Annotated in this window: 23 protein-coding genes; 11 read left to right on the top strand and 12 right to left on the bottom strand. The window is 71.4% G+C overall.

The features are described from left to right. Positions 1 to 22 precede the first annotated feature (22 nt). Positions 23 to 262 (bottom strand): hypothetical protein, encoded by a 240-nt coding sequence (locus ACN9MM_RS26290; RefSeq protein WP_426366072.1) that lies wholly within the window; start codon positions 260 to 262, stop codon positions 23 to 25. A 95-nt stretch (positions 263 to 357) separates the two neighbouring features. Beyond that, positions 358 to 939, bottom strand: coding sequence for a dihydrofolate reductase family protein (locus tag ACN9MM_RS26285; RefSeq protein ID WP_426366071.1), 582 nt, complete (start codon positions 937 to 939; stop codon positions 358 to 360). 104 nt (positions 940 to 1,043) lie between these two features. Between ACN9MM_RS26285 and ACN9MM_RS26280 the strand changes: the two genes are divergently transcribed. Next, a complete protein-coding gene (locus tag ACN9MM_RS26280; RefSeq protein ID WP_426366070.1) occupies positions 1,044 to 1,619 on the top strand; it encodes a TetR/AcrR family transcriptional regulator in 576 nt (191 codons plus the stop codon). A gap of 29 nt (positions 1,620 to 1,648) precedes the next feature. Here ACN9MM_RS26280 and ACN9MM_RS26275 read toward each other — a convergent pair whose 3' ends face one another. Both ACN9MM_RS26275 and ACN9MM_RS26270 read right to left on the bottom strand, forming a co-directional pair. Then, the gene (locus ACN9MM_RS26275; protein WP_382867375.1) at positions 1,649 to 2,692 is read right to left on the bottom strand and encodes a family 2 encapsulin nanocompartment cargo protein polyprenyl transferase; all 1,044 of its coding nucleotides are present in this window, start codon (positions 2,690 to 2,692) and stop codon (positions 1,649 to 1,651) included. Between the two features lie 148 nt (positions 2,693 to 2,840). Next, the gene (locus ACN9MM_RS26270; protein ID WP_426366068.1) at positions 2,841 to 4,256 is read right to left on the bottom strand and encodes a family 2B encapsulin nanocompartment shell protein; all 1,416 of its coding nucleotides are present in this window, start codon (positions 4,254 to 4,256) and stop codon (positions 2,841 to 2,843) included. Positions 4,257 to 4,510: 254 nt separating this feature from the next. Here ACN9MM_RS26270 and ACN9MM_RS26265 point away from each other — a divergent pair, with 254 nt between their 5' ends. Together ACN9MM_RS26265 and ACN9MM_RS26260 are read left to right on the top strand one after the other, a co-directional pair. Further along, a complete protein-coding gene (locus ACN9MM_RS26265; protein WP_426366067.1) occupies positions 4,511 to 5,101 on the top strand; it encodes an N-acetylmuramoyl-L-alanine amidase in 591 nt (196 codons plus the stop codon). 117 nt (positions 5,102 to 5,218) lie between these two features. Continuing rightward, positions 5,219 to 6,118, top strand: a complete 900-nt coding sequence (locus tag ACN9MM_RS26260; protein WP_426366066.1) for a 1-aminocyclopropane-1-carboxylate deaminase/D-cysteine desulfhydrase — start codon at positions 5,219 to 5,221, stop codon at positions 6,116 to 6,118. Here the strand turns inward: ACN9MM_RS26260 and ACN9MM_RS26255 are convergent, their stop codons facing one another. Beyond that, positions 6,119 to 7,711, bottom strand: a complete 1,593-nt coding sequence (locus tag ACN9MM_RS26255) for a Na+/H+ antiporter (RefSeq protein WP_426366064.1) — start codon at positions 7,709 to 7,711, stop codon at positions 6,119 to 6,121. A gap of 39 nt (positions 7,712 to 7,750) precedes the next feature. On the opposite strand from ACN9MM_RS26255, the gene ACN9MM_RS26250 reads away from it, so the two are divergent. The 3 genes from ACN9MM_RS26250 (at position 7,751) to ACN9MM_RS26240 (ending at position 9,663) form a co-directional block, all read left to right on the top strand. Beyond that, complete coding sequence (locus tag ACN9MM_RS26250; protein WP_329851676.1) at positions 7,751 to 8,011, top strand: UBP-type zinc finger domain-containing protein; 261 nt, start codon at positions 7,751 to 7,753, stop codon at positions 8,009 to 8,011. Positions 8,012 to 8,215: 204 nt separating this feature from the next. After that, a complete protein-coding gene (locus ACN9MM_RS26245) occupies positions 8,216 to 8,629 on the top strand; it encodes an anti-sigma regulatory factor (protein WP_015036094.1) in 414 nt (137 codons plus the stop codon). Then, complete coding sequence (locus ACN9MM_RS26240) at positions 8,626 to 9,663, top strand: RNA polymerase sigma factor SigF (protein ID WP_426366063.1); 1,038 nt, start codon at positions 8,626 to 8,628, stop codon at positions 9,661 to 9,663. Before ACN9MM_RS26245 ends, ACN9MM_RS26240 begins: the two co-directional genes overlap by 4 nt. Before the next feature lie 10 nt (positions 9,664 to 9,673). Here the strand turns inward: ACN9MM_RS26240 and ACN9MM_RS26235 are convergent, their stop codons facing one another. Next, a complete protein-coding gene (locus ACN9MM_RS26235; RefSeq protein ID WP_426366062.1) occupies positions 9,674 to 10,078 on the bottom strand; it encodes a hypothetical protein in 405 nt (134 codons plus the stop codon). Between the two features lie 112 nt (positions 10,079 to 10,190). On the opposite strand from ACN9MM_RS26235, the gene ACN9MM_RS26230 reads away from it, so the two are divergent. Both ACN9MM_RS26230 and ACN9MM_RS26225 read left to right on the top strand, forming a co-directional pair. Beyond that, complete coding sequence (locus tag ACN9MM_RS26230; RefSeq protein ID WP_426366061.1) at positions 10,191 to 11,159, top strand: diacylglycerol/lipid kinase family protein; 969 nt, start codon at positions 10,191 to 10,193, stop codon at positions 11,157 to 11,159. Between the two features lie 318 nt (positions 11,160 to 11,477). Beyond that, entirely contained in the window at positions 11,478 to 11,735 is a 258-nt protein-coding gene (locus ACN9MM_RS26225; RefSeq protein ID WP_003953983.1) for a WhiB family transcriptional regulator, read from the top strand. 238 nt (positions 11,736 to 11,973) lie between these two features. On the opposite strand, the gene ACN9MM_RS26220 is transcribed toward ACN9MM_RS26225, so the two are convergent. Continuing rightward, the gene (locus ACN9MM_RS26220; protein ID WP_426366060.1) at positions 11,974 to 13,440 is read right to left on the bottom strand and encodes a sensor histidine kinase; all 1,467 of its coding nucleotides are present in this window, start codon (positions 13,438 to 13,440) and stop codon (positions 11,974 to 11,976) included. A gap of 359 nt (positions 13,441 to 13,799) precedes the next feature. Continuing rightward, positions 13,800 to 14,405: a TetR/AcrR family transcriptional regulator gene (locus tag ACN9MM_RS26215; RefSeq protein WP_426366059.1), complete on the bottom strand. Its 606-nt coding sequence runs from the start codon at positions 14,403 to 14,405 to the stop codon at positions 13,800 to 13,802. 82 nt (positions 14,406 to 14,487) lie between these two features. Here ACN9MM_RS26215 and ACN9MM_RS26210 point away from each other — a divergent pair, with 82 nt between their 5' ends. Together ACN9MM_RS26210 and nagB are read left to right on the top strand one after the other, a co-directional pair. Next, positions 14,488 to 15,252: an SDR family oxidoreductase gene (locus ACN9MM_RS26210; protein WP_426366058.1), complete on the top strand. Its 765-nt coding sequence runs from the start codon at positions 14,488 to 14,490 to the stop codon at positions 15,250 to 15,252. Between the two features lie 205 nt (positions 15,253 to 15,457). Continuing rightward, a complete protein-coding gene (gene nagB / locus ACN9MM_RS26205; RefSeq protein ID WP_426366057.1) occupies positions 15,458 to 16,243 on the top strand; it encodes a glucosamine-6-phosphate deaminase in 786 nt (261 codons plus the stop codon). Positions 16,244 to 16,322: 79 nt separating this feature from the next. On the opposite strand, the gene ACN9MM_RS26200 is transcribed toward nagB, so the two are convergent. The 4 genes from ACN9MM_RS26200 to ACN9MM_RS26185 form a co-directional block, all read right to left on the bottom strand. Beyond that, positions 16,323 to 17,849 (bottom strand): glycoside hydrolase family 3 protein, encoded by a 1,527-nt coding sequence (locus tag ACN9MM_RS26200; RefSeq protein WP_426366056.1) that lies wholly within the window; start codon positions 17,847 to 17,849, stop codon positions 16,323 to 16,325. A 9-nt stretch (positions 17,850 to 17,858) separates the two neighbouring features. Then, the gene (locus ACN9MM_RS26195) at positions 17,859 to 18,695 is read right to left on the bottom strand and encodes a carbohydrate ABC transporter permease (protein WP_426368830.1); all 837 of its coding nucleotides are present in this window, start codon (positions 18,693 to 18,695) and stop codon (positions 17,859 to 17,861) included. Positions 18,696 to 18,727: 32 nt separating this feature from the next. Next, positions 18,728 to 19,750 carry a carbohydrate ABC transporter permease gene (locus tag ACN9MM_RS26190; protein ID WP_329851689.1) on the bottom strand — a complete coding sequence of 341 codons (1,023 nt, stop codon included), beginning with the start codon at positions 19,748 to 19,750 and terminating at the stop codon, positions 18,728 to 18,730. A 138-nt stretch (positions 19,751 to 19,888) separates the two neighbouring features. Then, positions 19,889 to 21,184, bottom strand: coding sequence for an extracellular solute-binding protein (locus ACN9MM_RS26185; RefSeq protein WP_426366055.1), 1,296 nt, complete (start codon positions 21,182 to 21,184; stop codon positions 19,889 to 19,891). A 285-nt stretch (positions 21,185 to 21,469) separates the two neighbouring features. On the opposite strand from ACN9MM_RS26185, the gene ACN9MM_RS26180 reads away from it, so the two are divergent. Beyond that, positions 21,470 to 22,234 carry a GntR family transcriptional regulator gene (locus tag ACN9MM_RS26180; protein WP_426368829.1) on the top strand — a complete coding sequence of 255 codons (765 nt, stop codon included), beginning with the start codon at positions 21,470 to 21,472 and terminating at the stop codon, positions 22,232 to 22,234. Positions 22,235 to 22,583 lie beyond the last annotated feature (349 nt).

Raw genomic sequence — 22,583 nt, 5'->3', positions numbered from 1 at the left:
ACCGGCTCCACCGCGCGTCCGGTCACCCGGCGGCCGGACTTCTCCCGATCTCGCCGTTCTTGCCGGTCACGTGCGGGGTAGCGGCTTCCGCCCCCTCGTGGAGCGGGCACCCGGGATTGCGGCAGGGCTGCACCTCCCACTCCGGCACCCAGGCCCCGAGGACCTTGTGCCGGGTGGCCAGCGTGCCGAGCGGTCCGCCGCAGGCCGGGCAGTGGCGCTCGGCCAGGGGGTCCCGCGTCGTGCGAGGCACCTCGTCACCCATGCATCCAGGGTAGGTCGCCCCGCGCGACGCCGCCCGCCGCCAGGGGGTGTCTTGTCGATCACGCCGCGAGCCCGGCCTGATCGGCAAGACACCCCCTAGCGCTTCCTGGTGTAGGTGCGGACGAGCACGCCGTTGTCGAAGGCGCGCACCGCGCCGAGCTCGAAGTCCCGGGGCTCGAAGCCGGCGCCGAACATCGGCATGCCGGAGCCGTACACCTGCGGGTAGGTCTTGATGATCAGCTCGTCGATCTCCTCGATGAGCTCGCCCGCGATGGTGGAGCCGCCGCAGAGGTAGATGCCCAGGGGGCTGTCCTCGGCCTTGAGCTCGCGGACCCGGCCGACCAGGTCGTCGGCGATCAGCTCGACGTTGGCGTGGGGCGACTCGGCGAGCGAGCGGGTGACCACGAACTCGCGCAGGTGGTTGTACGGGCTGGTGACGCCGATGTCGAGGGCGAGCTGGTACGACAGCCTGCCCTGGATGAGGGTGTCGAAGTGCTTGTTGTCGGCGTCGATCCCGAGCATCTCCCGCGCGTGCGTCGGGACGGTCTCGGGGTACTCGGCGGTCATCGTCGCCATGTACTCCCCGGTCGAGAACGCGAACATGGAGGTGGCGTCGCCCTCGGGGTCGCCGATGAAGCCGTCGATGGTGCACGCGATGTAGTAGGTGAGCTTGCGCAAACCGGTCCTCTTCGTCTCAGGAGAGCGGCTGCAGTCGCAACCACGACAGCTATAGTGCTTCACCTGTAGTGGTTACGCAAGGCAATTCTTCGAGGGAGTCCGACGTGGCGAGAAATCCGGAACGCCGCACGAGCCTGCTCGACGCCGCGATCGAGGTCCTGGCGGACGAAGGTGCCCGCGGGCTGACCTTCCGGGCGGTCGACGCCCGGGCGGGGGTCCCCACGGGCACCTCGTCCAACTACTTCTCCGACCGGGACCAGCTGCTCTCCCAGGTCGGCGACCGGATCTTCGTCCGGCTGACCCCGGCCCCGGGCGCCGTGGAGGCCGCGATGGCCCCCGCACCCAGCCGGGAGCTGGTCCTCGACCTGATGCGCTGGATCGCCCGGCGGCTCGCCGCCGAGCGCACCTGCTACCTGGGGCTCTTCGAACTGCGCCTCGAAGCCGTCCGCCGGCCCGAGCTCAGGACCCAGCTCACCCAGGTGCTCCGCTCCGACCTGGACGCGAACATCGAGGGGCACCTCGCCGCCGGGATGCCGGGCGACGCGGACACGGTACGGCTGCTGTACTTCGCCCTCACCGGACTGCTCCTCGACCACTTCACCGTGCCCGGGATCCTCGGCGACCGGGACCTGGACGACATGATCGAGACCGTGGTCACCCGGATCGTCCCCGAGGCCTGACGGCCCGCGCGCCGGCTCCCGGCTCCCGGTCAGCGCGTGCGGCGGGTCACGAACTCCGCGAGGGCGAGCAGGTCCTCCGCCGCCGCCAGGTCCGGCACCGCCTGGGCCAGGTGCTCGACGGCGCGCCCCATCCGCTCGGCCGCCTGGGCCTGCGCCCAGTCGCGGCCGCCGGCCCGCTCGACGGCGTCCGCCGCCGCCCGCACCGCCGCCGCGTCGAGGGCCGGCCGGGAGTACAGCGCGGCCAGCTCCTCCCCCGCCGGGGTGCCGGAGGTGAGCGCCGCGACCACCGGGAGGGACTTCTTGTGGGCGACGAGGTCGGCACCCGCCGGCTTGCCCGTGCGGTCCGGGTCGCCCCAGATGCCGATGAGGTCGTCGATCAGCTGGAACGCGAGGCCGGCCTCCCGGCCGAAGGCGTCCATCGCCGCGACCTCCTCCTCCCCCGCGCCCGCGTAGAGCGCACCGAGGGCACAGGAGCAGCCGAGCAGGGCACCGGTCTTGGCGGTGGCCATGGCCAGGCACTCGTCGAGGGAGACCGCGCGCGGGTCGCGCCGCTCGAAGGCGCAGTCGGCCTGCTGGCCGGCGCAGAGCTCGATGACGCAGGCGGCGAGGCGCGCGGAGGCCGCCGCGGAGGCGGGGTGGGGATCCTCGGCGAGCAGCCGCAGCGCCAGCGCGCTCATCGCGTCACCGGCCATGAGGGCGTCCGGGACGCCGAAGACGGTCCAGGCGGTGGGCCGGTGCCGCCGGGTCGGGTCCTCGTCGACGATGTCGTCGTGGAGCAGGGTGAAGTTGTGCGCGAGCTCCACGGCCGCCGCGGCGTTCACGGCCCGGGTCTCGTCCGCGCCGAGGGCACGGGCCGCCGCGAGGACCAGGGCGGGCCGGATGGCCTTGCCCGGCCGGCCCGCGTCCGGGGTGCCGTCGGCGCGCTCCCAGCCGAAGTGGTACATCGCCACGCGCCGCAGGGAGTCCGGCAGGGACTCGACGGTCGAGCGCAGTCGGGGGTCGACGGCCGTACGCGTCCGGTCCAGGAGCGTCACGGCCCCCTGGCCGCCGGCGACGGCGTCCGCGCTTGTCATGGTCACGGTCGTTTCCTTCGCATCCTTCGCGGCCGTCCGCCGGGGCGGCGGTCCGGCACGGCGATCGGCCGCCGCGGTCCTTCGCCGCGGCGGACCGGGAGCGCCCGGGGGCGGGCGGGTTCGGCCCCCGCCCCCGGGCGCCGCCGGCTCAGCGCCAGCGGCTGACCTCGACGTTCTCCAGGACGCCGAGGGCGTCCGGGACGAGGACCGCCGCCGAGTAGTAGGCCGTGACCAGGTAGGAGATGATCGCCTGCTCGTCGATGCCCATGAAGCGGACGGAGAGGCTGGGCTCGATCTCGTCGGGGAGACCGGTCTGGTGCAGACCGATGACGCCCTGGTCGGCCTCGCCGGTACGCATGCAGATGATCGAGGTGGTCCGGGCGTCCGAGACCGGGATCTTGTTGCAGGGGTAGATCGGCACACCGCGCCAGGTCGGGATGCGGTTGCCCGCGATCTCGATCGTCTCGGGCACGAGGCCGCGCTTGTTGAGCTCGCGGCCGAAGGCGGCGATGGCGCGCGGGTGGGCGAGGAACATCTTGGAGCCGCGGCGGCGGGAGAGCAGCTCGTCCATGTCGTCCGGGCTGGGGGCGCCGTCGTGCGGCTGGAGCCGCTGCCCGTAGTCGCAGTTGGAGAGGAGGCCGAACTCCTTGTTGTTGATGAGCTCGTGCTCCTGGCGCTCGCGGAGCGCCTCGACCGTGAGCCGCAACTGCTGCTCGGTCTGGTTCATCGGCTGGTTGTAGAGGTCGGCGACGCGGCTGTGGACCTTCAGCACGGTCTGGGCGACGCTCAGCTCGTACTCGCGGGGCGAGGCGTCGTAGTCGACGTAGGTGTGCGGGACGACGGCCTCGCCGACGTGGCCGGCGGAGAGGTCGATGGCGGCCTCGCCGTAGGTGTTGGTGCGCTGGTCGGGGGCCGCCGCCACGCCCGAGAGATGGGCGGAGAGCGAGCCGGCCCGGTCCGCGAGGTTGCGTACGTCGGCGCGGGTGAGCTCCAGGACCGTACAGGCGGTGGCGGCCCGTGCGGTCCACTCCCAGGTGGCGTCCTCGTGGACCAGGGCGGCCTCGCCGAGGTAGGCGCCGTCGGCGAGGACGCCGAGGACGGCCTCGTCGCCGTAGGGTCCCTCGCCGATCTGCTCGATGCGGCCGTGCGCGAGGAGGTACACCCGGTCGGTGGGTGCTCCGGCGACGGCGATGATCTCGCCCGCCGCGTACTCCCGCTGGGTGCAGCGGGCCGCGAGCTCGGTCAGCGCGCTCTCGTCCTCGTAGCCGCGCAGTGCCGGGAGTTCGCCGAGTTCGGCGGGGATCACCGCAACGCGCTCTCCGGTCTGGACGAAGGTGACGCGTCCGTCACCCACGGAGTAGCTGAGCCTCCGGTTCACCCGGTACGTGCCGCCCTGCACCTGGACCCACGGCAGCGTCCGCAGCAGCCACCGGGAGGTGATCTCCTGCATCTGCGGGGCCGACTTGGTGGTCGTGGCGAGGTTCCGCGCGGCGGCGGTGCCGAGACTCTGCTGCGGGGACTGCTGCTCCGCGCGGACGTCGTCGCCAACCGAACCAACGGACATGGAACTCCCTCTCGTATGACTGAGTTGCGAGAGAAAGCCTGTCAGCACGGAACGTGTCGGCGCCATTACACATTCGGGTGGGACTGTTCGACGATCTTCGGGGCATGTCACGCGATTTCCCTCCGAACAGCGCAGCCCCACGCGTCCCCTGACGAACTGTCCGGATCGGCTCGCACACGGACCGAACGGATGGCAGCGGAGTGGCGGAATCCGGTACTCCGGACGTTCACCCCGTCCTCCGGAAGGAGTCGGTCATGGCCTCACCCATGTCCGCGAACAGGTTCCTCACCGCACTGCGCGAGGAGGGCCTCGCGGTCGTCCAGGTCGGCGACTGGTCCACCCACAACCGCAACCACAAGGGCCCCTGGGGCCCGGTGCACGGCGTGATGATCCACCACACCGTGACCCGTGGCACCGCCCGCACCGTCCAGATCTGCCGGGACGGCTACGAAGCCCTGCCGGGGCCGCTCTGCCACGGCGTGATCGCCAAGGACGGCACGGTGCACCTCGTCGGCTACGGGCGCGCCAACCACGCGGGGCTCGGCGACGACGAGGTCCTCCGCGCGGTCATCGCCGAGCGGCGGCTGCCGCCGGACGACGAGGCCACCACGGACGGCAACCGGCACTTCTACGGCTTCGAGTGCGAGAACCTCGGCGACGGCCAGGACCCGTGGCCGAAGGTCCAGCTGGAGGCCATCGCGAAGGCGGCCGCGGCCGTCTGCCGGGCGCACGGCTGGACGCACCGCTCGGTCATCGGGCACAAGGAGTGGCAGCCGGGCAAGGTGGACCCGCGCGGCTTCACGATGGCGTCGATGCGGGAGCGGATCGCCGACCTGCTGCGCTGACACAGACCGACCCGCTGGGCCCGACACAGGCCCGCTGCGCCCGACACCGGCCCGACCCGCTGGGCCCGACACCGGCCGCGTCCTCGCCGCCCCGCGCGGGGCGGCGAGAATGGGCGGGTGAACGCGTTCGACCCGTCCCGCCTGCGACCCCGGCTCCCCTCCCCCCTGGAGCCGGTGGCGGACGAGCGCTTCGCCCGGCGCGGGCTCACGCTGCTGCTGAAGCGCGAGGACCTCATCCACCCCGACCTCCCCGGCAACAAGTGGCGCAAGCTCGCGCTCAACCTGCGCGAGGCGGCCGGCCGGCCCGTGCTCACCTTCGGCGGCGCGTACTCCAACCACCTGCGGGCGACGGCCGCCGCCGGCCGGCTGCTCGGCTTCCCCACGGTCGGCGTGGTCCGGGGCGACGAGCTGGCCGGGCGCCCGCTCAACCCCTCGCTCGCGCGGTGCGCGGCGGACGGGATGCGGCTGGTGTTCGTCGACCGGGCCACGTACCGCGCGAAGAACGACCCGGCCACGCTCGCGGGGCTCCTGGAGCGGGCCCCCGCGGGCGCGTACGTGGTCCCCGAGGGCGGCAGCAACGCGCTCGCCGTCCACGGGTGCGTGGAGCTGGGCCGCGAGCTCGCCGGGGCGGCGGACACGGTCGCGGTCGCCTGCGGCACGGGCGGCACCCTGGCGGGGCTCGCGGCGGGGCTCGCGCCCGGGCAGAAGGCGCTGGGCGTCCCGGTGCTCAAGGGCGGCTTCCTCGGCGAGGAGGTCCGCGCCCTGCAGGAGTCGGCCTTCGGCGGACCGCGCGGCGACTGGTCCCTGGACGAGCGTTTCCACGGCGGGGGCTACGCGCGCGTACCCCCCGCCCTGGAGGCGTTCGCACAGGACTTCGAGGCGCGGCACGGACTCGCCATCGAGCGGCTGTATGTCGCCAAAATGCTGTACGGCCTGACGGCCCTCGCCGAGGAGGGCGCCTTCCCTGCGGGCACCCGGCTCGCGGCCGTGATCACGGGCACGCCGGACACCGCCTAGTCAGTCGGCCTCCCGGAAGGCCGCCGCCTCCTCCAGGTCGAGGCGGCGGAGCAGCGTGCGCATCATCTCGTCGTCGATCCGGCGGGCGTCGCGCAGCTGGACGAAGACCTCGCGCTCGGCGTCGATCATCTCGCGCGACAGACGCCGGTAGGTGTCGTCCACGGTCTCGCCCGTGACCGCGTTGACCGCTCCGAGGCGCTCCCACACGGAGTTCCGGCGCCGCTCCATGACCGTGCGGAGCCGGTCTGCGAGCGGTTTCGGCAGGGCGTTGCGCTCGTCGGCGAGCAGCGCGTCGAGCCGCTCCTCGGCGGCCCGGGAGGCCTCGCTCTGGGCCTGCGCCTCCGCGAGGGTCTCGGCGTACCGGTCACGGCCGGGGAGCTTCAGGAGCCGGATCAGGGGCGGCAGCGTGAGGCCCTGCACCACGAGGGTGCCGATCACGGTGGTGAAGGTGAGGAACAGGACGAGGTTCCGGGCCGGGAAGTCCACCCCGTCGGTGACGACGGGGATGGAGAAGGCGATGGCCAGGGAGACCACCCCGCGCATGCCGGCCCAGCCGACGACGAGCGGCGCCCGCCAGTCCACCTCCGGTTCCCGCTCCCGGATGCCCGAGGACATCCAGCGGGGCAGGAAGGTCGCCGGGTAGACCCAGACGAAGCGGACGACGACCACCGCGACGAAGACCCCGGCCGCGTACCAGGCCGCCTCGCCCATGCCGTACCGGCCGAGTCCCCTGACGACGTACGGCAGCTGGAGGCCGATGAGCGCGAAGACGGCGGACTCCAGGACGAAGGCGACCATCTTCCAGACGGCCTCCTCCTGGAGCCGGGTCGCGAAGTCGACCTTCCAGGCCTTGTGGCCGAGGAAGAGGCCGACCACGACGACGGCGAGCACTCCGGAGGCGCCGACCTCCTCGGCGGCGGCGTACGCGATGAACGGGATCAGCAGGGAGAGGGTGTTCTGGAGCAGGGCCTCGGTCAGGTGGGTGCGGAGCCAGTGGATCGGGACCATCAGGACCAGGCCCACGCCGATGCCGCCGACCGCGGCCAGGGCGAACTCCCACAGGCCGCCGGCCCAGCTGACGCCCGCGCCGACGGCGGCCGCGAGGGCGACCTTGTACGCGGTGATCGCGGTGGCGTCGTTCACGAGGGACTCGCCCTGGAGGATCGTGGTGATCCGGTTCGGCAGGCCGAGCCTGCGGGCGATGGCGGTGGCGGCGACGGCGTCCGGCGGGGCGATCACGGCGCCGAGCACGAGGGCGGCGGTGAGCGGCAGGTCGGGCACGAGGACGTACGCGAGCCAGCCCACGGCCACGGTGGCGAAGAGGACGTACCCGACGGAGAGCAGCGCGACGGGCCTGATGTTGGCCCGCAGATCGAGGTACGAGGAGTCGACCGCGGCCGTGTAGAGGAGCGGGGGCAGGATCAGCGGCAGCACGATGTGCGGGTCGAGGGTGTAGTCGGGGACCCCCGGTACGTACGCGGCGACGAGACCCACGGCGACCAGGAGCAGGGGGGCCGGCACCGGGGTCCTGCGGGCGAACCCCGCCACGGCGGCGCTCGCCGCCACCAGCCCCACCAGCTGCAGTGCGTCCATGCCCGACCCCGTCCCGTGCCGCAACGTAACCTGGCCATCATGAGTGAGTGCCCGCACGTAGCCGAAATGCCGCGCCCCGAACCGGCGCCGCTGGCCGACACCTGTCCCGAGTGCCTGGCGGACGGCACGCACCCGGTCCAGCTGCGGCTCTGTCTGAGCTGCGGGCACGTGGGCTGCTGCGACTCCTCGGCGGGGCGGCACGCGACGGGGCACTTCTCCTCCACCGGGCATCCGGTGATGCGGACCTTCGAGCCGGGCGAGGCCTGGCGCTGGTGCTTCGTCGACGGTTCGATCGTCTGACGGCTGGGTACGTCACCCCTCCGCGGGTTCTCCGCGGCTGCCGGGGCCAGGGCGGGGGACCACCGGGTCTCCAGTGCTCACGGCGACACGGCAGGATGGATCGCGATAGCGTCACGGCGGACCGCGCAGGCTCCCTGCGTACCGCCCGGTCCGGGGCCTCTCCCCCCGGACCCCGAATGAGCTTGTGCCACCTTGGAGGTGAGGGTGTCCCAGATCGCAGGCGAGCCCGGGACCCAGGACTTCGTGGAAGTCCGGCTGCCCGCTGCGGGTGCCTATCTGTCCGTGCTGCGTACGGCCACGGCCGGCCTCGCGGCGCGCTTGGACTTCACCCTCGACGAGATCGAGGACTTGCGGATCGCGGTCGACGAGGCCTGCGCCATCCTGCTCCAGCAGGCCGTGCCGGGGTCCGTCCTCAGCTGTGTCTTCCGGCTGGTCGACGACTCCCTCGACGTGACCGTCTCCGCCCCGACGACGGACGGCAGGGCACCCGAGCGGGACACCTTCGCGTGGACCGTGCTGTCGGCGCTGGCCGGAAAAGTGGAGTCGTCGGTGGCCGAGGACCGTACCGTCTCGATCAGCCTGTACAAACAGCGCGGCGCGGGGCCAGGCCCGGCGTGAGGAGCGGGGACGCGACGGCCGGCATCCCTGAGCAGCAGGCGCGGCCGAACAGGGTCGCTACGGAGCAGGCGGACCACATGAGCGAGCACGAGCAGCACCACGAGGTTCCCGAGACACCAGGAGTCTCCGAGGCCCCGGCGAGTTCCGAGGGCTCCTCCGAGGCTCCCGGGGCGCGGCCGCCCCACGACGCCGAGGCGGCCGGGGCGGCCGCGCCGGCGGACAAGGCCGGGGACGGGGACGAGGACGACGAGGGCCCGGACGCCCACGCCGCCCCGGACCCGCACGACCGGAGCGGCGCCCGCGCCCTCTTCGTCCAGCTGCGCGAGCTGCCCGAGGGCTCTCCGGAGAAGGCCGAGCTGCGCAACCGGCTGGTGCGCATGCACCTGCCGCTGGTGGAGCACCTGGCCCGGCGCTTCCGCAACCGCGGCGAGCCGCTGGACGACCTGACGCAGGTGGCGACGATCGGCCTGATCAAGTCGGTCGACCGGTTCGACCCGGAGCGCGGGGTGGAGTTCTCCACGTACGCGACGCCGACGGTCGTCGGCGAGATCAAGCGCCACTTCCGTGACAAGGGGTGGGCGGTCCGGGTGCCGCGCCGGCTCCAGGAGCTGCGGCTCTCGCTGACCACGGCGACGGCGGAGCTCTCGCAGCAGCACGGCCGGTCGCCGACGGTGCACGAGCTGGCGGAGCGGCTGGGGATCTCCGAGGAGGAGGTCCTGGAGGGTCTGGAGTCGGCCAACGCCTACTCGACGCTCTCCCTGGACGTGCCCGACACGGACGACGAGTCGCCGGCGGTCGCGGACACGCTGGGCGCCGAGGACGAGGCGCTGGAGGGGGTCGAGTACCGGGAGTCGCTCAAGCCGCTCCTGGAGGACCTGCCGCCCCGGGAGAAGCGGATCCTGCTCCTTCGCTTCTTCGGGAACATGACCCAGTCGCAGATCGCGCAGGAGGTCGGCATCTCGCAGATGCACGTCTCCCGGCTGCTGGCCCGGACCCTGGCGTCGCTTCGGGAGAAGCTTCTGGTGGAGGAGTAGTCCCTCGGGCCTACTGGCCGGGGCGCCTGATGCCGAGCGCCTCGGTCGTGGCCGGGTTCACCAGGAGGACGAGCCCGGTCACGGCGAGCGCGGCGAGGGCGATCCCGAAGGGGATCACGCCGTCGGTCTGGAGCATCTGCCAGGCGACCGGCAGGGCGAGGATCTGGGTGATCACGGCCGGGCCGCGGCTCCAGGAGCGCATGCTCCACAGACCGCGGGCGGCGGCGAGCGGAATCAGCCCGAGTGCGACGACCGTCACACCGCCCGTCACGCCGCTGGTGACGTCGCCGCCGTCGACCAGGGTCCGCACCAGCATGTAGACGCCTCCGGCGATGAGCCCGAGGGCCTCGACGAGGGCCACGCCCGCGGCTGCGGCCAGGCGGGCGGGGCGGGGGGTCTGCTCCGTACTGCTCATGAAGGGCAGCGTAACGGGGGTGCCGGGGAACCGGGTCGCACCGGGGGTGAGGGGTCCGGTATCGGGCAGGCTGGGCTGGGCCCGGTACCGTCGGGTAGGTACGCTGGCGACCATGCGCGCACTTCTCGTGGTCAACCCGGCAGCCACCACCACCAGTGCCCGCACCCGTGACGTGCTCATCCACGCGCTGGCCAGCGAGATGAAGCTGGAGGCCGTCACCACCGAGTACCGCGGTCACGCGCGTGACCTGGGCCGGCGGGCCGCCGACAGCGGGAACATCGACCTGGTCGTGGCCCTCGGCGGGGACGGCACGGTGAACGAGGTCGTCAACGGACTGCTGCACGACGGGCCCGATCCGGAGCGGCTGCCGAGCCTCGCGGTCGTCCCCGGCGGGTCGACGAACGTCTTCGCCCGCGCGCTCGGACTGCCGAACGACGCCGTGGAGGCGACCGGGGCCCTGCTCGACGCGTTGCGTGAGCGGCGGACACGGACGGTGAGCCTCGGGCTCGCGTCCGGGACCCCGGGCACCGAGGACGAATCCGTGCCCGAACGCTGGTTCACCTTCTGTGCCGGGCTCGGCTTCGACGCGAGCGTCATCGGCCGGGTCGAACAGCAGCGCGAGCGCGGAAAGAGATCGACGCACGCCCTCTATCTGCGCCAGGTGGTGCGCCAGTTCCTGGAGGAGCCGCACCGCCGGCAGGGCACGATCACCCTGGAGCGCCCCGGCGCGGAGCCGGTCGAGGACCTGGTCCTCTCCATAATCTGCAACACCTCCCCCTGGACCTACCTGGGCAATCGTCCGGTGTACGCGTCCCCGGAGGCGTCCTTCGAGACCGCGCTCGACGTGCTCGGGCTGCGTCGGCTCTCCACTCCGGCGGTGGCCCGTTACGGCACCCAGCTGCTCACCTCGACCCCGGAGCGGGGTCCGCGGGGCAAGCATGCCGTGACTCTGCACGACCTGACCGACTTCACCTTGCATTCGAAGGTTCCCCTCCCTCTGCAGATGGACGGAGACCACCTCGGGCTGCGTACGAGCGTGACGTTCACAGGCGTTCGCCGTGCACTGCGTGTGATTGTGTGAGTGGAAGGGCCCAAAGTCCTTTCACTCGAACGTTTAGACGCGCATCCACCCCTAAGAAGTACGGCTGTGACCTAGCCGACACCGAGGAATCAAAAAAAACTTTCCGGAAGGGGTTGTATCCGCCCCTGGGGTTTGGGAGTCTCTTCTTGGCGATCGGGACGGCCCGCAACACCGGCCTCCACTGAGAGCCAGAACCCCACCCCAAGCAACAGGACCACACCAGTTCAGCTGGCAGTCGGCCCTTCCCTTGCGGAGGGATTCGTGAAAGCGTTCACATTCACAAGCAACTCGCACGAAACACTGAGAGAGGTAGCAGCCATGGACTGGCGTCACAACGCCGTTTGTCGTGAGGAAGACCCCGAGCTGTTCTTCCCCATCGGCAACACCGGTCCTGCGCTGCTGCAGATCGAGGAAGCCAAGGCCGTCTGCCGCCGCTGCCCCGTCATGGAGCAGTGCCTGCAGTGGGCGCTCGAGTCCGGCCAGGACTCCGGCGTCTGGGGTGGCCTCAGCGAGGACGAGCGCCGCGCGATGAAGCGCCGTGCCGCTCGCAACCGGGCGCGTAACGCCAGCGCCTGAGCCACCTGCACAGCCTGAGGCACGCGGCGCGTACACCGCGTACGCATTCACCGCCCCCGAGCCGCAGCGCGCAGCAGTAACCCACAGCATTCGAGCCCCGGACCGATTCCCTTCGGTCCGGGGCTCGCTGCTGTCACGCGCCTCAGGCCGTCACGTGCCGGGCCGTCACTTCCCGGCCGTCACGTGCCGGGCCGTCACTTCCCGGCCGGCACGTGTCGGGCCGTCACTTCCCGGGTCGTCACTTCTGCGACCGTACGGGAATGTCGAGGACCACCTTCGTGCCGCGCTCGGCGCCGGGCAGCATGTCGAACGAACCGCCCAACTCCCCTTCCACCAGGGTCCGTACGATCTGCAGTCCGAGGTTGCCGGCCCGCTGCGGGTCGAAGCCCTCGGGTAGACCGCGGCCGTCGTCCTGGACCGTGATCAGGAGCCGGGCGTCCGTCCGGGTCTCGCCGCGGACGGCGCTGACCTCGACCGTGCCCTGCTCCCCCTGCGTGAAGGCGTGTTCGAGGGCGTTCTGCAGGACCTCGGTGAGGACCATGGAGAGCGGGGTCGCGACCTCGGCGTCGAGGATGCCGAAGCGGCCGTTGCGCCGGCAGGTGACCTTGCCCGGGGAGATCTCGGCGACCATCGCGATGACCCGGTCGGCGATCTCGTCGAACTCCACCCGCTCGTCCAGGTTCTGGGACAGCGTCTCGTGGACGATGGCGATCGAACCGACCCGCCGCACCGCCTCGTTGAGGGCCTCGCGACCCCGGTCGGAGTCCATCCGGCGGGCCTGGAGGCGGAGCAGCGCGGCCACGGTCTGGAGGTTGTTCTTCACCCGGTGGTGGATCTCCCGGATGGTGGCGTCCTTGGTGATCAACTCGCGCTCCCGGCGGCGCAGTTCCGTGACGTCCCGGAGCAGGACGAGCGAACCGATCCGGGTGCCCTTGGGCTTGAGCGGGATCGCCCGCAGCTGGATCACGCCGCCGTTGCCCTCGACCTCGAACTCGCGGGGCGCGTAGCCGGAGGCCAGTTTGACCAGGGCCTCGTCCACCGGGCCCCGGGAGGGGGCGAGTTCGGCGGTGATCTGGCCGAGGTCCTGGCCGACCAGGTCGGCGGCGAGGCCGAGGCGGTGGTAGGCGGAGAGCGCGTTGGGCGAGGCGTACTGGACGACGCCCTCGGCGTCGAGGCGGACGAGACCGTCGCCGGCGCGCGGCGAGGAGTCCATGTCGACCTGCTCGCCGGGGAAGGGGAACGTTCCGGCGGCGATCATCTGGGCGAGGTCGGAGGCCGACTGGAGGTAGGTGAGCTCCAGGCGGGAGGGGGTGCGGACGGTGAGCAGGTTGGTGTTGCGGGCGATGACGCCGAGCACCCGGCCCTCACGGCGCACCGGGATGGACTCGACCCGCACCGGGACCTCCTCGCGCCACTCGGGGTCTCCCTCGCGGACGATCCGTCCCTCGTCGAGGGCGGCGTCGAGCAGCGGACGGCGGCCGCGCGGCACCAGGTGGCCGATCATGTCGTCCTGGTAGGAGGTGGGGCCGGTGTTGGGCCGCATCTGGGCGACGGAGACGTACCGCGTGCCGTCGAGGGTCGGGACCCAGAGCACGAGGTCGGCGAAGGAGAGGTCGGAGAGCAGCTGCCACTCCGACACCAGCAGGTGGAGCCACTCGAGGTCGGAGTCGCTCAGGGCGGTGTGCTGGCGGACGAGGTCGTTCATGGAGGGCACGGTGCGAGCGTACCCGCGGAATTACAGGGGCGGTGAACCTGGATCTCCGGGGCTCCGTGTTGGAGGATGGGCCGGGAAAGACCGTGTTCCTGTGGATGGACAGACAAGAATGGTCTAGTCCACAATGAACGCAACCGAGCCTCCATCCTCCCCGCACAGGAGGATGGACGAGGTACCCGGCGCTCTCTGCCCTGACTGCGCCGAGACCTCCCACACGGCCGAGGGACCGCACACCCCCGGCCGGGCAACTCCGGGCTGCGGTGCCGGACGGGCTGAGGGTCCCGTCAGGCGCCGTAGCCCGCGGGTGCCCCTCGCTCTCCCCGCTCCCGCGCCGCTCGGTCCCGGGGACCTCACACGCTTCGACCGGCCGGCCAGGCGCGCATCGCCGCCTCCGCCACCGCCGTCAGCTCCTCCGCCGTCGCCCCGTCGCGGGCCTGCATCGACATGCCCTGGAGGACGGCGCCGGTCAGCCGGGCCAGCATGCGCGGATCGGTGTCCGGCGGAAGGTCACCGACCTCCATGCCCTCGCGGATGCGGGTCTCGAACGCGGCCAGGTTGGCGTTCCGCCGGTCGCGCAGGGCCTCCTCCACCTCGGGGGTCGAGCAGTTCACCGCGGCGGAGATCATCAGGCAGCCGTGCGGGTGCCCGGGCTCGGTGAAGACCACGGCGGCCTCGCGCAGCATCCTCCCCATGGCCGCGCGGGCGGTCGGCTCCTCGGCGAAGGCGCGGCTGCCGTAGGCCCCGTAGCTGAGCGCGTACGCCTCGACGACCTCCTCGAACAGCGTCTTCTTGTCGCCGAAGGCCGCGTAGAGACTGGGCGCGCTGATGCCCATGACGCGGGTGAGGTCGGAGACGGAGGTCGTCTCGTAGCCGTGCTCCCAGAACGCCATCGTCGCCTGCTCCAGGGCCGTGAGCCGGTCGAAGGAGCGGGGGCGGCCGCGCTGTCTCGTCACCATGGAGTGAATTCTATAGCGCCCACTACGGATCGTGGGGTACGGTCTTTACGTAACGACCACTACAGAAACAGGGGGCGTCGCCATGGGCGTGCTCGACGGAAAGCTGGCCGGGAAGACGGCACTGGTGACGGGCGGCAGCAGGGGCATCGGGCGGGGCATCGCCGAGCGGCTCGGCCGCGAGGGCGCGCGGGTCGCGGTGCACTACGGGACGAACGCGGACGCGGCGAAGGACACGGTCGCCGCGATCGAGGCGGCCGGCGGCTCCGCCTTCGCCCTGGGTCAGGAGCTGGGGGTACCGGGGGACGCGGCGGCGCTGTGGCAGGCCTTCGACGCCCACGCGGACGGCCTGGACATCCTGGTGAACAACGCGGGGATCGGGGCGTCGCAGCCGTTCGCGGCGATCGGCGAAGAGGAGTACGACCGGATCTTCGCGGTCAACACGAAGGCGCCCTTCTTCCTGGCGCAGCTGGGCGCGGAGCGGCTTCGGGACGGCGGCCGGATCATCAACGTCTCGACCGGGCTGAGCAGGGCGGCGGCCATGCCGGACCTCATCACGTACGCGATGTCGAAGGGCGCCCTCGACGTCTTCACCCGCTATCTGTCGAAGGTGCTGGGCCCGCGCGGGATCACGGTCAACGCGGTGGCGCCGGGGATCGTGGACACGGACATCAACGCCGGGTGGCTGCGGGGGAACGAGGAGGCCTGGGCCGGGGCGGCGGCGATGTCGGCGCTGGGCGCGGTCGGGGCGCCGTCGGAGATAGCGGACGTGGTGGCCTTCCTGGCCTCGGACGACGCGCGCTGGGTGACGGGCGACTGGATCGACGCGACGGGAGGCTCGCTGGCCTGACCGCGCGTCCCGCGGGGGCGCGCCGGGCCCCGGGATGCATGGGGTTCGAGTGGCTGGGGGGACAGGGGCGGCCGACGATGGACGGGGTGCCGTCCGCGGGGCGGAACGGCATGAGGAGAAGGCCTCCCCTCTGCTAGATTTGGACTTAGATTGGTCTATACCACACGGTCCTTCACCAGCCCCTCACCAGATCGGCAGGCACAGCGTGGAAGTTGTCATCGTCAAGGACGCCAAGGCCGGCGGCGAACTGATCGCGGACGGCATCGCCGAGCTCCTGCGCCGCAAGCCCGACGCGCTGCTCGGCGTGGCCACGGGGTCGACCCCGATCCCGATCTACGACGCCCTTGTCGCCCAGGTCTCCGCCGGTGCCGTGGACGCCTCCCGCGCGCGGATCGCCCAGCTGGACGAGTACGTCGGCCTGCCCGCGGGGCACCCGGAGTCGTACCGCTCGACCGTGCTCCGCCAGGTCGTCGAGCCGCTCGGGCTCTCCCCCGAGGCCTTCATGGGCCCCGACGGCTCCGCCGAGGACGTCCTGGCGGCCTGCGAGGCGTACGACAGGACGCTGGCCGAGGCCGGTGGCGTGGACCTGCAGATCCTCGGCATCGGCACCGACGGGCACATCGGCTTCAACGAGCCGTGCTCCTCGCTCGCCTCCCGCACCCGGATCAAGACGCTCACCGAGCAGACCCGCGTGGACAACGCCCGCTTCTTCGACAACGACATCGAGCAGGTGCCGCACCACGTCATCACCCAGGGCATCGGCACCATCCTGGAGGCCCGTCACCTGGTGCTGCTCGCCACCGGCGAGGGCAAGGCCGAGGCCGTGGCGCAGACCGTCGAGGGCCCGGTGGCGGCGCTCGTGCCGGCCTCCGCGCTCCAGCTGCACCCGCACGCCACGGTCGTCGTGGACGAGGCGGCCGCCTCCAAGCTGAAGCTCGCGGACTACTTCCGCCACACCTTCGCGAACAAGCCGGACTGGCAGGGCATCTAGGACCCCGTGCGACGACCCCGCACATGAGGAAGGGGCCCGGCACCTGATCCAGGTGCCGGGCCCCTTCGCGTACGTCCCGTCAGGCGCCGGTGCCGACCACGGCCTCGGCCGCCGCGCGGCCGCAGACCCGGGCCGCGCCGTGCGTGGCGATGTGCAGGGCCCCGCGGGGCTCCGCCTCGTTGAGGCCCATCTCGACGACGACGGTGTCCGGGCGGGCCGCGAGGAGGCCGTCCAGGGCCCGGGTCATCCACGGGTGCCGGTGGGCGTCGCGTACGACCGCCACGATCCGCCGCTCCCCCGCGGCGGCCAGGACGGCGTCCGCGGACGACTCGTCGTACGAGCCGGTCTCCGTGCCGGGGAGCAGCCGCTCCAGCTCGGCCGCGATGCCCCAGGGCGTCTCGTCGCCGACCGCGAAGTTCGCGACCGGGGTGAACGAGGCCACGTAGGGAGCGTCGGTCATCGGCGTGTGGGGGTGCTCCCCCCGGGTCACCCTGAGGGCCCGGCGGGCCGCCACGAGTCCGATGTCGGCGCCGGGCGCGGTCCCCTCCTGCACTGCCGCGCCCGGCACCGATTCAGCCCCGCCCCTCGCCCGGTGCGCCTGGGTCCAGGCCGCCAGGGCGCGCACGCGCGCCGCGGCGTCGGCCAGCCGCTCTTCGGGCAGTTCACCGGTCCGTACCGCGCTGACGAGCGCGTCGCGCAGCTGCAGCACGGTGTCCTCGTCGCACAGCCCGCCGCCGACGCAGATGGCGTCGGCGCCCGCGGCGATCGCGAGGACGGATCCGCGCTCGATGCCGTACGTCGCCGCGACGGCCTGCATCTCCATGCCGTCGGTGACGATCAGGCCCTCGAAGCCCAGCTCCTGGCGCAGCAGTCCGGTGAGGATCTGCGGGCTCAGGGTGGCCGGACGGTGGGGGTCGAGCGCGGAGAGCAGAATATGCGCGCTCATGACCGCTTTGGTACCCGCGGCGACGGCGGCGCGGAAAGGTACCAGCTCACGGGCGTGCAGTGTGGCGAGGTCCACATCGATCCGGGGCAGCGCGTCGTGGGAATCCACGTTGGTGTCGCCGTGTCCGGGGAAGTGCTTGGTGCAGGCCGCGACCCCGACGCCCTGGAGGCCGTCGACGTACGCCACGGTGTGCCGGGCGACCAGGTCGGGGTCCGGCCCGAAGGAGCGGACCCCGATGACCGGGTTCTCGGCGTTGGAGTTGACGTCGGCCGAGGGCGCCCAGTTCAGGTCGACGCCGCACTGCACGAGCCGGCGGCCGAGCTCGCGGGCGACGGCCCGGGTGAGCTCGACGTCGTCGACGCTGCCCAGCGCGTAGTTGCCGGGGAAGGACGAGCCCTGCTTGACCTCCAGGCGGGTGACGTCCCCACCCTCCTCGTCGATGGCGACGAGGACGTCGTCCCGCTCGGCGCGCAGCTGCGCGGTGAGCGCGGCGAGCTGGCCGGGGTCGACGATGTTCCGGCCGAACAGGCCGACCGAGGACAGTCCCTCGCCGATGCGGCGGAGCAGCCAGTCGGGGGCGGTCGTGCCGACGAAGCCGGGCTGGAGGACCGTGAGCGCGTCACGGGTCAGGGTGTCCGAGCCGTGTACGAGTGTGGTCATGGGGATCCGTTATCCCTTCACCGCGCCGGCGGTCATGCCGCCGACGGCCTTGCGCTGGAGGAAGAGGAAGACGATGAGCACGGGGAGTGCGAAGAGCGTGGAGGCGGCCATCGTGGCGCCCCAGTCGCTGCCGAACGCGGTCTGGAACTGGGTCAGCCAGAGCGTCAGGGTCTGCGACTCCTTGTCCTTGTTCAGCATGAGGATCATGGCGAACTCGTTCCAGGCGGTGATGAAGCCGAAGAGCGAGGTCGACATGAGGCCGGGGGCGAGCAGCGGGAAGATCACCTTGCGGAACGCCTGGCCCCTGGTGCAGCCGTCGATCTGCGCGGCCTCCTCCAGCTCGACCGGGACGGCGGCGATGAAGCCGCGGAGGGTCCAGATCGTGAAGGGGAGGACCATGACGAAGTAGATGAGCGTGAGCATCGGGATGCTGTTCAGCAGGTCGTTCTCACGCGAGATCATGTACATCGCGATGACCATGACCTCCCAGGGGGCCATCTGCGCCATCATCACGATGAGGACGATGCCCTTGCGCCCCTTGAACTTGAGTCGGGCGATCGCGAAGCTCGCGGCCAGGGCGACGAGCAGGGCGAGCAGCACGGCACCGATGGTGACGGTGAGGCTGTTGGTGACGTACGTCCAGAAGAGGTCGACACCGGTGGCGGTCGAGTAGTTCTCGAACGTCGGCGTGAAGACGAAGACCGGGTCCTTCGTCATGATCTCGTGCTGCGGCTTCAGCGAGGACGAGAACATCCAGTAGACCGGGAAGATGAACACGACCGCGATCAGGAGGGCGCCGACGTTCTTGGCGACCGCCGCGACGGTGAGCGGCTTCCTGGTGCGCAGCTTCTGCGGGGTCGGGGTGGTGGCGGTGGCGCTCACAGCTGCTCCTCCTCCTTCAGGATCAGGCGGAAGTAGAAGGACATGACCGCGATGAGCATCACGATCGTCAGGATGGAGATGGCGGCGGCGACACCGTAGTGGAACTGTCCGACGCCCTCGATGTAGGCGAAGACCGGGAGCGTCTCCGAACCGCGGTCGGGACCACCGAGGTTCATGGCGTAGACCTGGGCGAACGCCTTGAAGATCCAGATGATCTCCAGGAACGTCGTGATCATGAAGAAGGACCGGAGGTTGGGGAAGACCACGGCCCAGAAGGTGCGCCAGCCGCTGGCGCCGTCCATCTTGGCGGCCTCGTACAGCTCGGACCCGATGGTGGTCAGGCCGGCGTACATGTTGAGGGCGACGAAGGGGACCGAGCCCCAGACGAGCAGGATCAGGACGATGACCAGGGTGGAGAAGCCGGTCTCGAACCAGTTGTGCTGGTCGTAGCCGGAGAAGCCCAGCGTGCGCATCAGCCAGTTCACGACGCCGAACTGCTCGTCGAAGAGCCAGCGGAAGACCGTGACGGAGGCGACGATCGGCATGGCCCAGGCGAACATCAGGGCCAGCGAGAGGACCAGTCGCATCTTCTTGCCGAGGCGGTTGAGCAGCAGGCCGATGCCGGTGCCGATCGCCATGATGAGGGCGACGTTGACGGCCGTGAAGACGACGCTTCGGACGACGACGGTCCAGAAGTCGGAGTCACCGAGGAGCTCGGTGTAGTTGTCGAAGCCGGTCCAGACCGTCTCGCGGGTGATGAACTCCTTCCGGTTGAGCTGCTGGAAGGAGAGGATCACATTGCGGATCAGCGGGTAGAGCAGCAGCACCGCCATGGACAGCAGGGCCGGCGCGACGAGCAGGTACGGCAGCACCCCGCTGGGCAGGGAGCGTCTGCCGCGTGGAGGCTGAAGGACTTCCTTCGGGCCCGAAGAGGGTGGCGGAGTCTGAGACTTCCCTGCCGCCCTCCCGGGCGCGTCCTGGGGACCGGCGGTCGCCGTCCCCTGGGAGTCCACGGTCATGGTCTTATTCCTCGCGGTTCTGGGGCTCCCGCGCCCACCGGGGCACGGCCCGGGGGAGCGGGCCGCTGATCACTGCATCGCTGCAACGCGCCGGTGGTGCGGCCGGTGCGACACCGGCCGCACCACCGGGGCTACGGATTACTGCTGGTTGATGCGCTCGTTGATGACCTTGTCGGCCGCCTCGCCGGCCTTCTTGGCGTCCTCACCCTTCAGGACCTTGGTCATGTAGTCCTTGATCGGGTTCGGGGCGGTCTCGACGTTGGCCCAGCCCGGGGTGACCGGGGTGACCTTGCCGGAGGCGGAGGACGCGGCCATGGCCTCGGCGAAGGAGCCCGCGGCCGGCTTGAACTGCGCGGCGTCGGTGTTCGGAAGCAGCGCGCCCTCGGTGGCGGCGGCGTACTTCGTCATGTAGTCCTTGCCGGCGGCGAGGGCCAGCCACTCCTTCGCGAGCTCCTTGTTCTGGGAGCGCTCGGCGATGGCGAGGTTCGAGCCGCCGAGGAAGACGGAGCCCGGCTTGTCGGCCGTCTTGCCCGGGATCGGGAAGTAGCCGAAGTCGGCGGTCTTGCCGGCCTTCTTCATGGCGTCGATGGCGCCGCCGGCCTCCCAGCCGAGACCGATCCAGGACGACACGCCGCCCTTGGGGACGATGTCGGTGGACTGCTGCGGGGTGGCCTCGTCCTTGTCCTTCGGAGCGGTCGAGTAGGACGCCAGCTCCTTGTAGAAGTTCATGGCGCTGACGGCCTCGGGGGAGGACAGGTTGCCCTTCCACTTGTCGCCGTCCTTGACCGCGAGGTCGCTGCCCTCGTCCCAGATGAGACCGGCGAGGACGTACCAGGACTGGCCCGGCAGGTAGATCGCCTGCGACTTCGGGTCGGAGGCCTTGAGCTTCTTCAGGCCCTCGATCCACTCGGCGCGGGTCTTCGGCGGGGTGACACCGGCCTTCTTGAAGGCGGCCTTGTCGTAGACGACGACGCGGTTGGCGGCGTACCACGGGGCGGAGTAGAGCTTGCCGTCCAGCTCGTTGGAGGCGACCATGCCCTTGTTCCAGGCGTCGTAGCCGAGCTTGGCCTTGTCGCCCGACAGGTCGGCGAGACCGCCGGTGACCGCGTATCCGGCGGTCTGCGTGTTGCCGAGCTCCAGGACGTCCGGCGGGGTGTCCTCGGAGAGGGCGGTGGTGACCTTCTCCTGGATGCCGTTCCAGATCTGCTTCTCGACCTTGACCTTGACGCCCGGGTGCTTGGCCTCGAAGGCCTTGTTCACCTCGGTCATCCAGGCGTCCGGCGCGGAGCCGTCCATGACCCAGACGGTCAGGGTCTTGTTGCCGCCGGCCGTGGCCTTGCCGCCGTCCTTGCCACTGTCGCTGTCCGAACCACACGCAGCAATGGAGACCATCATGCCCGCGACGCCGATCGCCGCGATGAGCTTGCGCTTCACGCCACCCTCCTCAGGGATGCCTGCAACCCCTGCCCACCGCGCGAAGACATACGTCGGGTAGTGCTCGTGGGGCTGGGACCTGGTCTTTAATGGTTTAGACCAGTACCCGGAGCTTGGCCTAGACCTTTAGGGGTGTCAAGGGTGTATAAGAAGGGCAGTCGCGTCCGTTATCGGACCGACACCTGAGGGAGGGCGACGACCCGTGACCGGTCCGTGCCACCATGTGAGCCGCGACAGACGGAGGAGCCGGTGACGGCAGCAGCACAGGAGTCGGGAAGGCAGGCCATGGCCACGGACGCGGGCAGTACGGAGACAGAGGGCGGGGCACCCACCCGCACCGCGCGCGTGCCCAAGTACTACCGACTGAAGCGACACCTGCTCGACATGACGGAGACCCTGCCGCCCGGCACCCCGGTCCCGCCCGAGCGGACGCTCGCCGCCGAGTTCGACACGTCGCGCACCACCGTGCGCCAGGCCCTCCAGGAACTGGTCGTCGAGGGCCGCCTGGAGCGCATCCAGGGCAAGGGCACGTTCGTGGCCAAGCCCAAGGTCTCGCAGGCCCTCCAGCTCACCTCGTACACGGAGGACATGCGGGCCCAGGGCCTGGAGCCCACCTCGCAGCTCCTCGACATCGGGTACGTCACAGCAGACGACACCCTCGCCGGGCTGCTCGACATCACGGCCGGCGGCCGGGTGCTCCGCATCGAGCGCCTGCGTCTCGCGAGCGGCGAGCCGATGGCGATCGAGACCACCCACCTGTCGGCGAAGCGCTTCCCCGCGCTGCGCCGCTCGCTCGTGAAGTACACCTCGCTGTACACGGCGCTCGCCGAGGTCTACGACGTCCACCTCGCCGAGGCCGAGGAGACCATCGAGACCTCCCTCGCCACCCCGCGCGAGGCCGGACTGCTCGGCACGGACGTGGGCCTGCCGATGCTGATGCTCTCCCGTCACTCCCTGGACGCCCAGGGCGAGCCCGTGGAGTGGGTCCGGTCCGTCTACCGCGGCGACCGGTACAAGTTCGTGGCGCGCCTCCAGCGCCCCAACGGCTGAGCTCTCGTACGCGACGGACGGCCGCACCCCGGCGGGGGGTGCGGCCGTCCGGCGTTCGCGGGGGCGGTACGAGAGGAGCCGGCGCCTCCTGAGGCGGTACGGCACGCCCGGAACCGTACGCGGCGATCCGGAGCGGTACGGCGACGTGACGGGCCCCCGGCACCTTCCGCCTGGCAGGAACGTGACGCCTCCCGGGAACCCCCTGGTGGGCGGCGCGCGACGGCCCGCGGCAGGCATTGGCCCCTAACGGCCACGCGCTTGGCGCCAGCCGGATTCCGGTGACAGGGCTCCCCCGGCGGGCCAGTCTTGGACCTGTCGAAGCCGCCCGGCGGAGCCCGGGAGCGGCGCC

The organism is Streptomyces sp. E-08 (assembly GCF_049913095.1).
GTDB lineage: Bacteria > Actinomycetota > Actinomycetes > Streptomycetales > Streptomycetaceae > Streptomyces.
The sequence above is the reverse complement of the archived record's forward strand: the minus strand, read 5'-3'. Positions and strand labels throughout refer to the sequence as shown.

Bases quoted from the DNA above. Each gene is read 5' to 3' on its own strand.
- ACN9MM_RS26290 (WP_426366072.1), bottom strand. From the start codon at position 262: ATGGGTGACGAGGTGCCTCGCACGACGCGGGACCCCCTGGCCGAGCGC.
- ACN9MM_RS26275 (WP_382867375.1), bottom strand. From the start codon at position 2,692: ATGACAAGCGCGGACGCCGTCGCCGGCGGCCAGGGGGCCGTGACGCTC.
- ACN9MM_RS26270 (WP_426366068.1), bottom strand. From the start codon at position 4,256: ATGTCCGTTGGTTCGGTTGGCGACGACGTCCGCGCGGAGCAGCAGTCC.
- ACN9MM_RS26265 (WP_426366067.1), top strand. From the start codon at position 4,511: ATGGCCTCACCCATGTCCGCGAACAGGTTCCTCACCGCACTGCGCGAG.
- ACN9MM_RS26255 (WP_426366064.1), bottom strand. From the start codon at position 7,711: ATGGACGCACTGCAGCTGGTGGGGCTGGTGGCGGCGAGCGCCGCCGTG.
- ACN9MM_RS26250 (WP_329851676.1), top strand. From the start codon at position 7,751: ATGAGTGAGTGCCCGCACGTAGCCGAAATGCCGCGCCCCGAACCGGCG.
- ACN9MM_RS26235 (WP_426366062.1), bottom strand. From the start codon at position 10,078: ATGAGCAGTACGGAGCAGACCCCCCGCCCCGCCCGCCTGGCCGCAGCC.
- ACN9MM_RS26230 (WP_426366061.1), top strand. From the start codon at position 10,191: ATGCGCGCACTTCTCGTGGTCAACCCGGCAGCCACCACCACCAGTGCC.
- ACN9MM_RS26225 (WP_003953983.1), top strand. From the start codon at position 11,478: ATGGACTGGCGTCACAACGCCGTTTGTCGTGAGGAAGACCCCGAGCTG.
- ACN9MM_RS26220 (WP_426366060.1), bottom strand. From the start codon at position 13,440: ATGAACGACCTCGTCCGCCAGCACACCGCCCTGAGCGACTCCGACCTC.
- ACN9MM_RS26215 (WP_426366059.1), bottom strand. From the start codon at position 14,405: ATGGTGACGAGACAGCGCGGCCGCCCCCGCTCCTTCGACCGGCTCACG.
- ACN9MM_RS26210 (WP_426366058.1), top strand. From the start codon at position 14,488: ATGGGCGTGCTCGACGGAAAGCTGGCCGGGAAGACGGCACTGGTGACG.
- ACN9MM_RS26200 (WP_426366056.1), bottom strand. From the start codon at position 17,849: ATGACCACACTCGTACACGGCTCGGACACCCTGACCCGTGACGCGCTC.
- ACN9MM_RS26190 (WP_329851689.1), bottom strand. From the start codon at position 19,750: ATGACCGTGGACTCCCAGGGGACGGCGACCGCCGGTCCCCAGGACGCG.
- ACN9MM_RS26180 (WP_426368829.1), top strand. From the start codon at position 21,470: ATGGCCACGGACGCGGGCAGTACGGAGACAGAGGGCGGGGCACCCACC.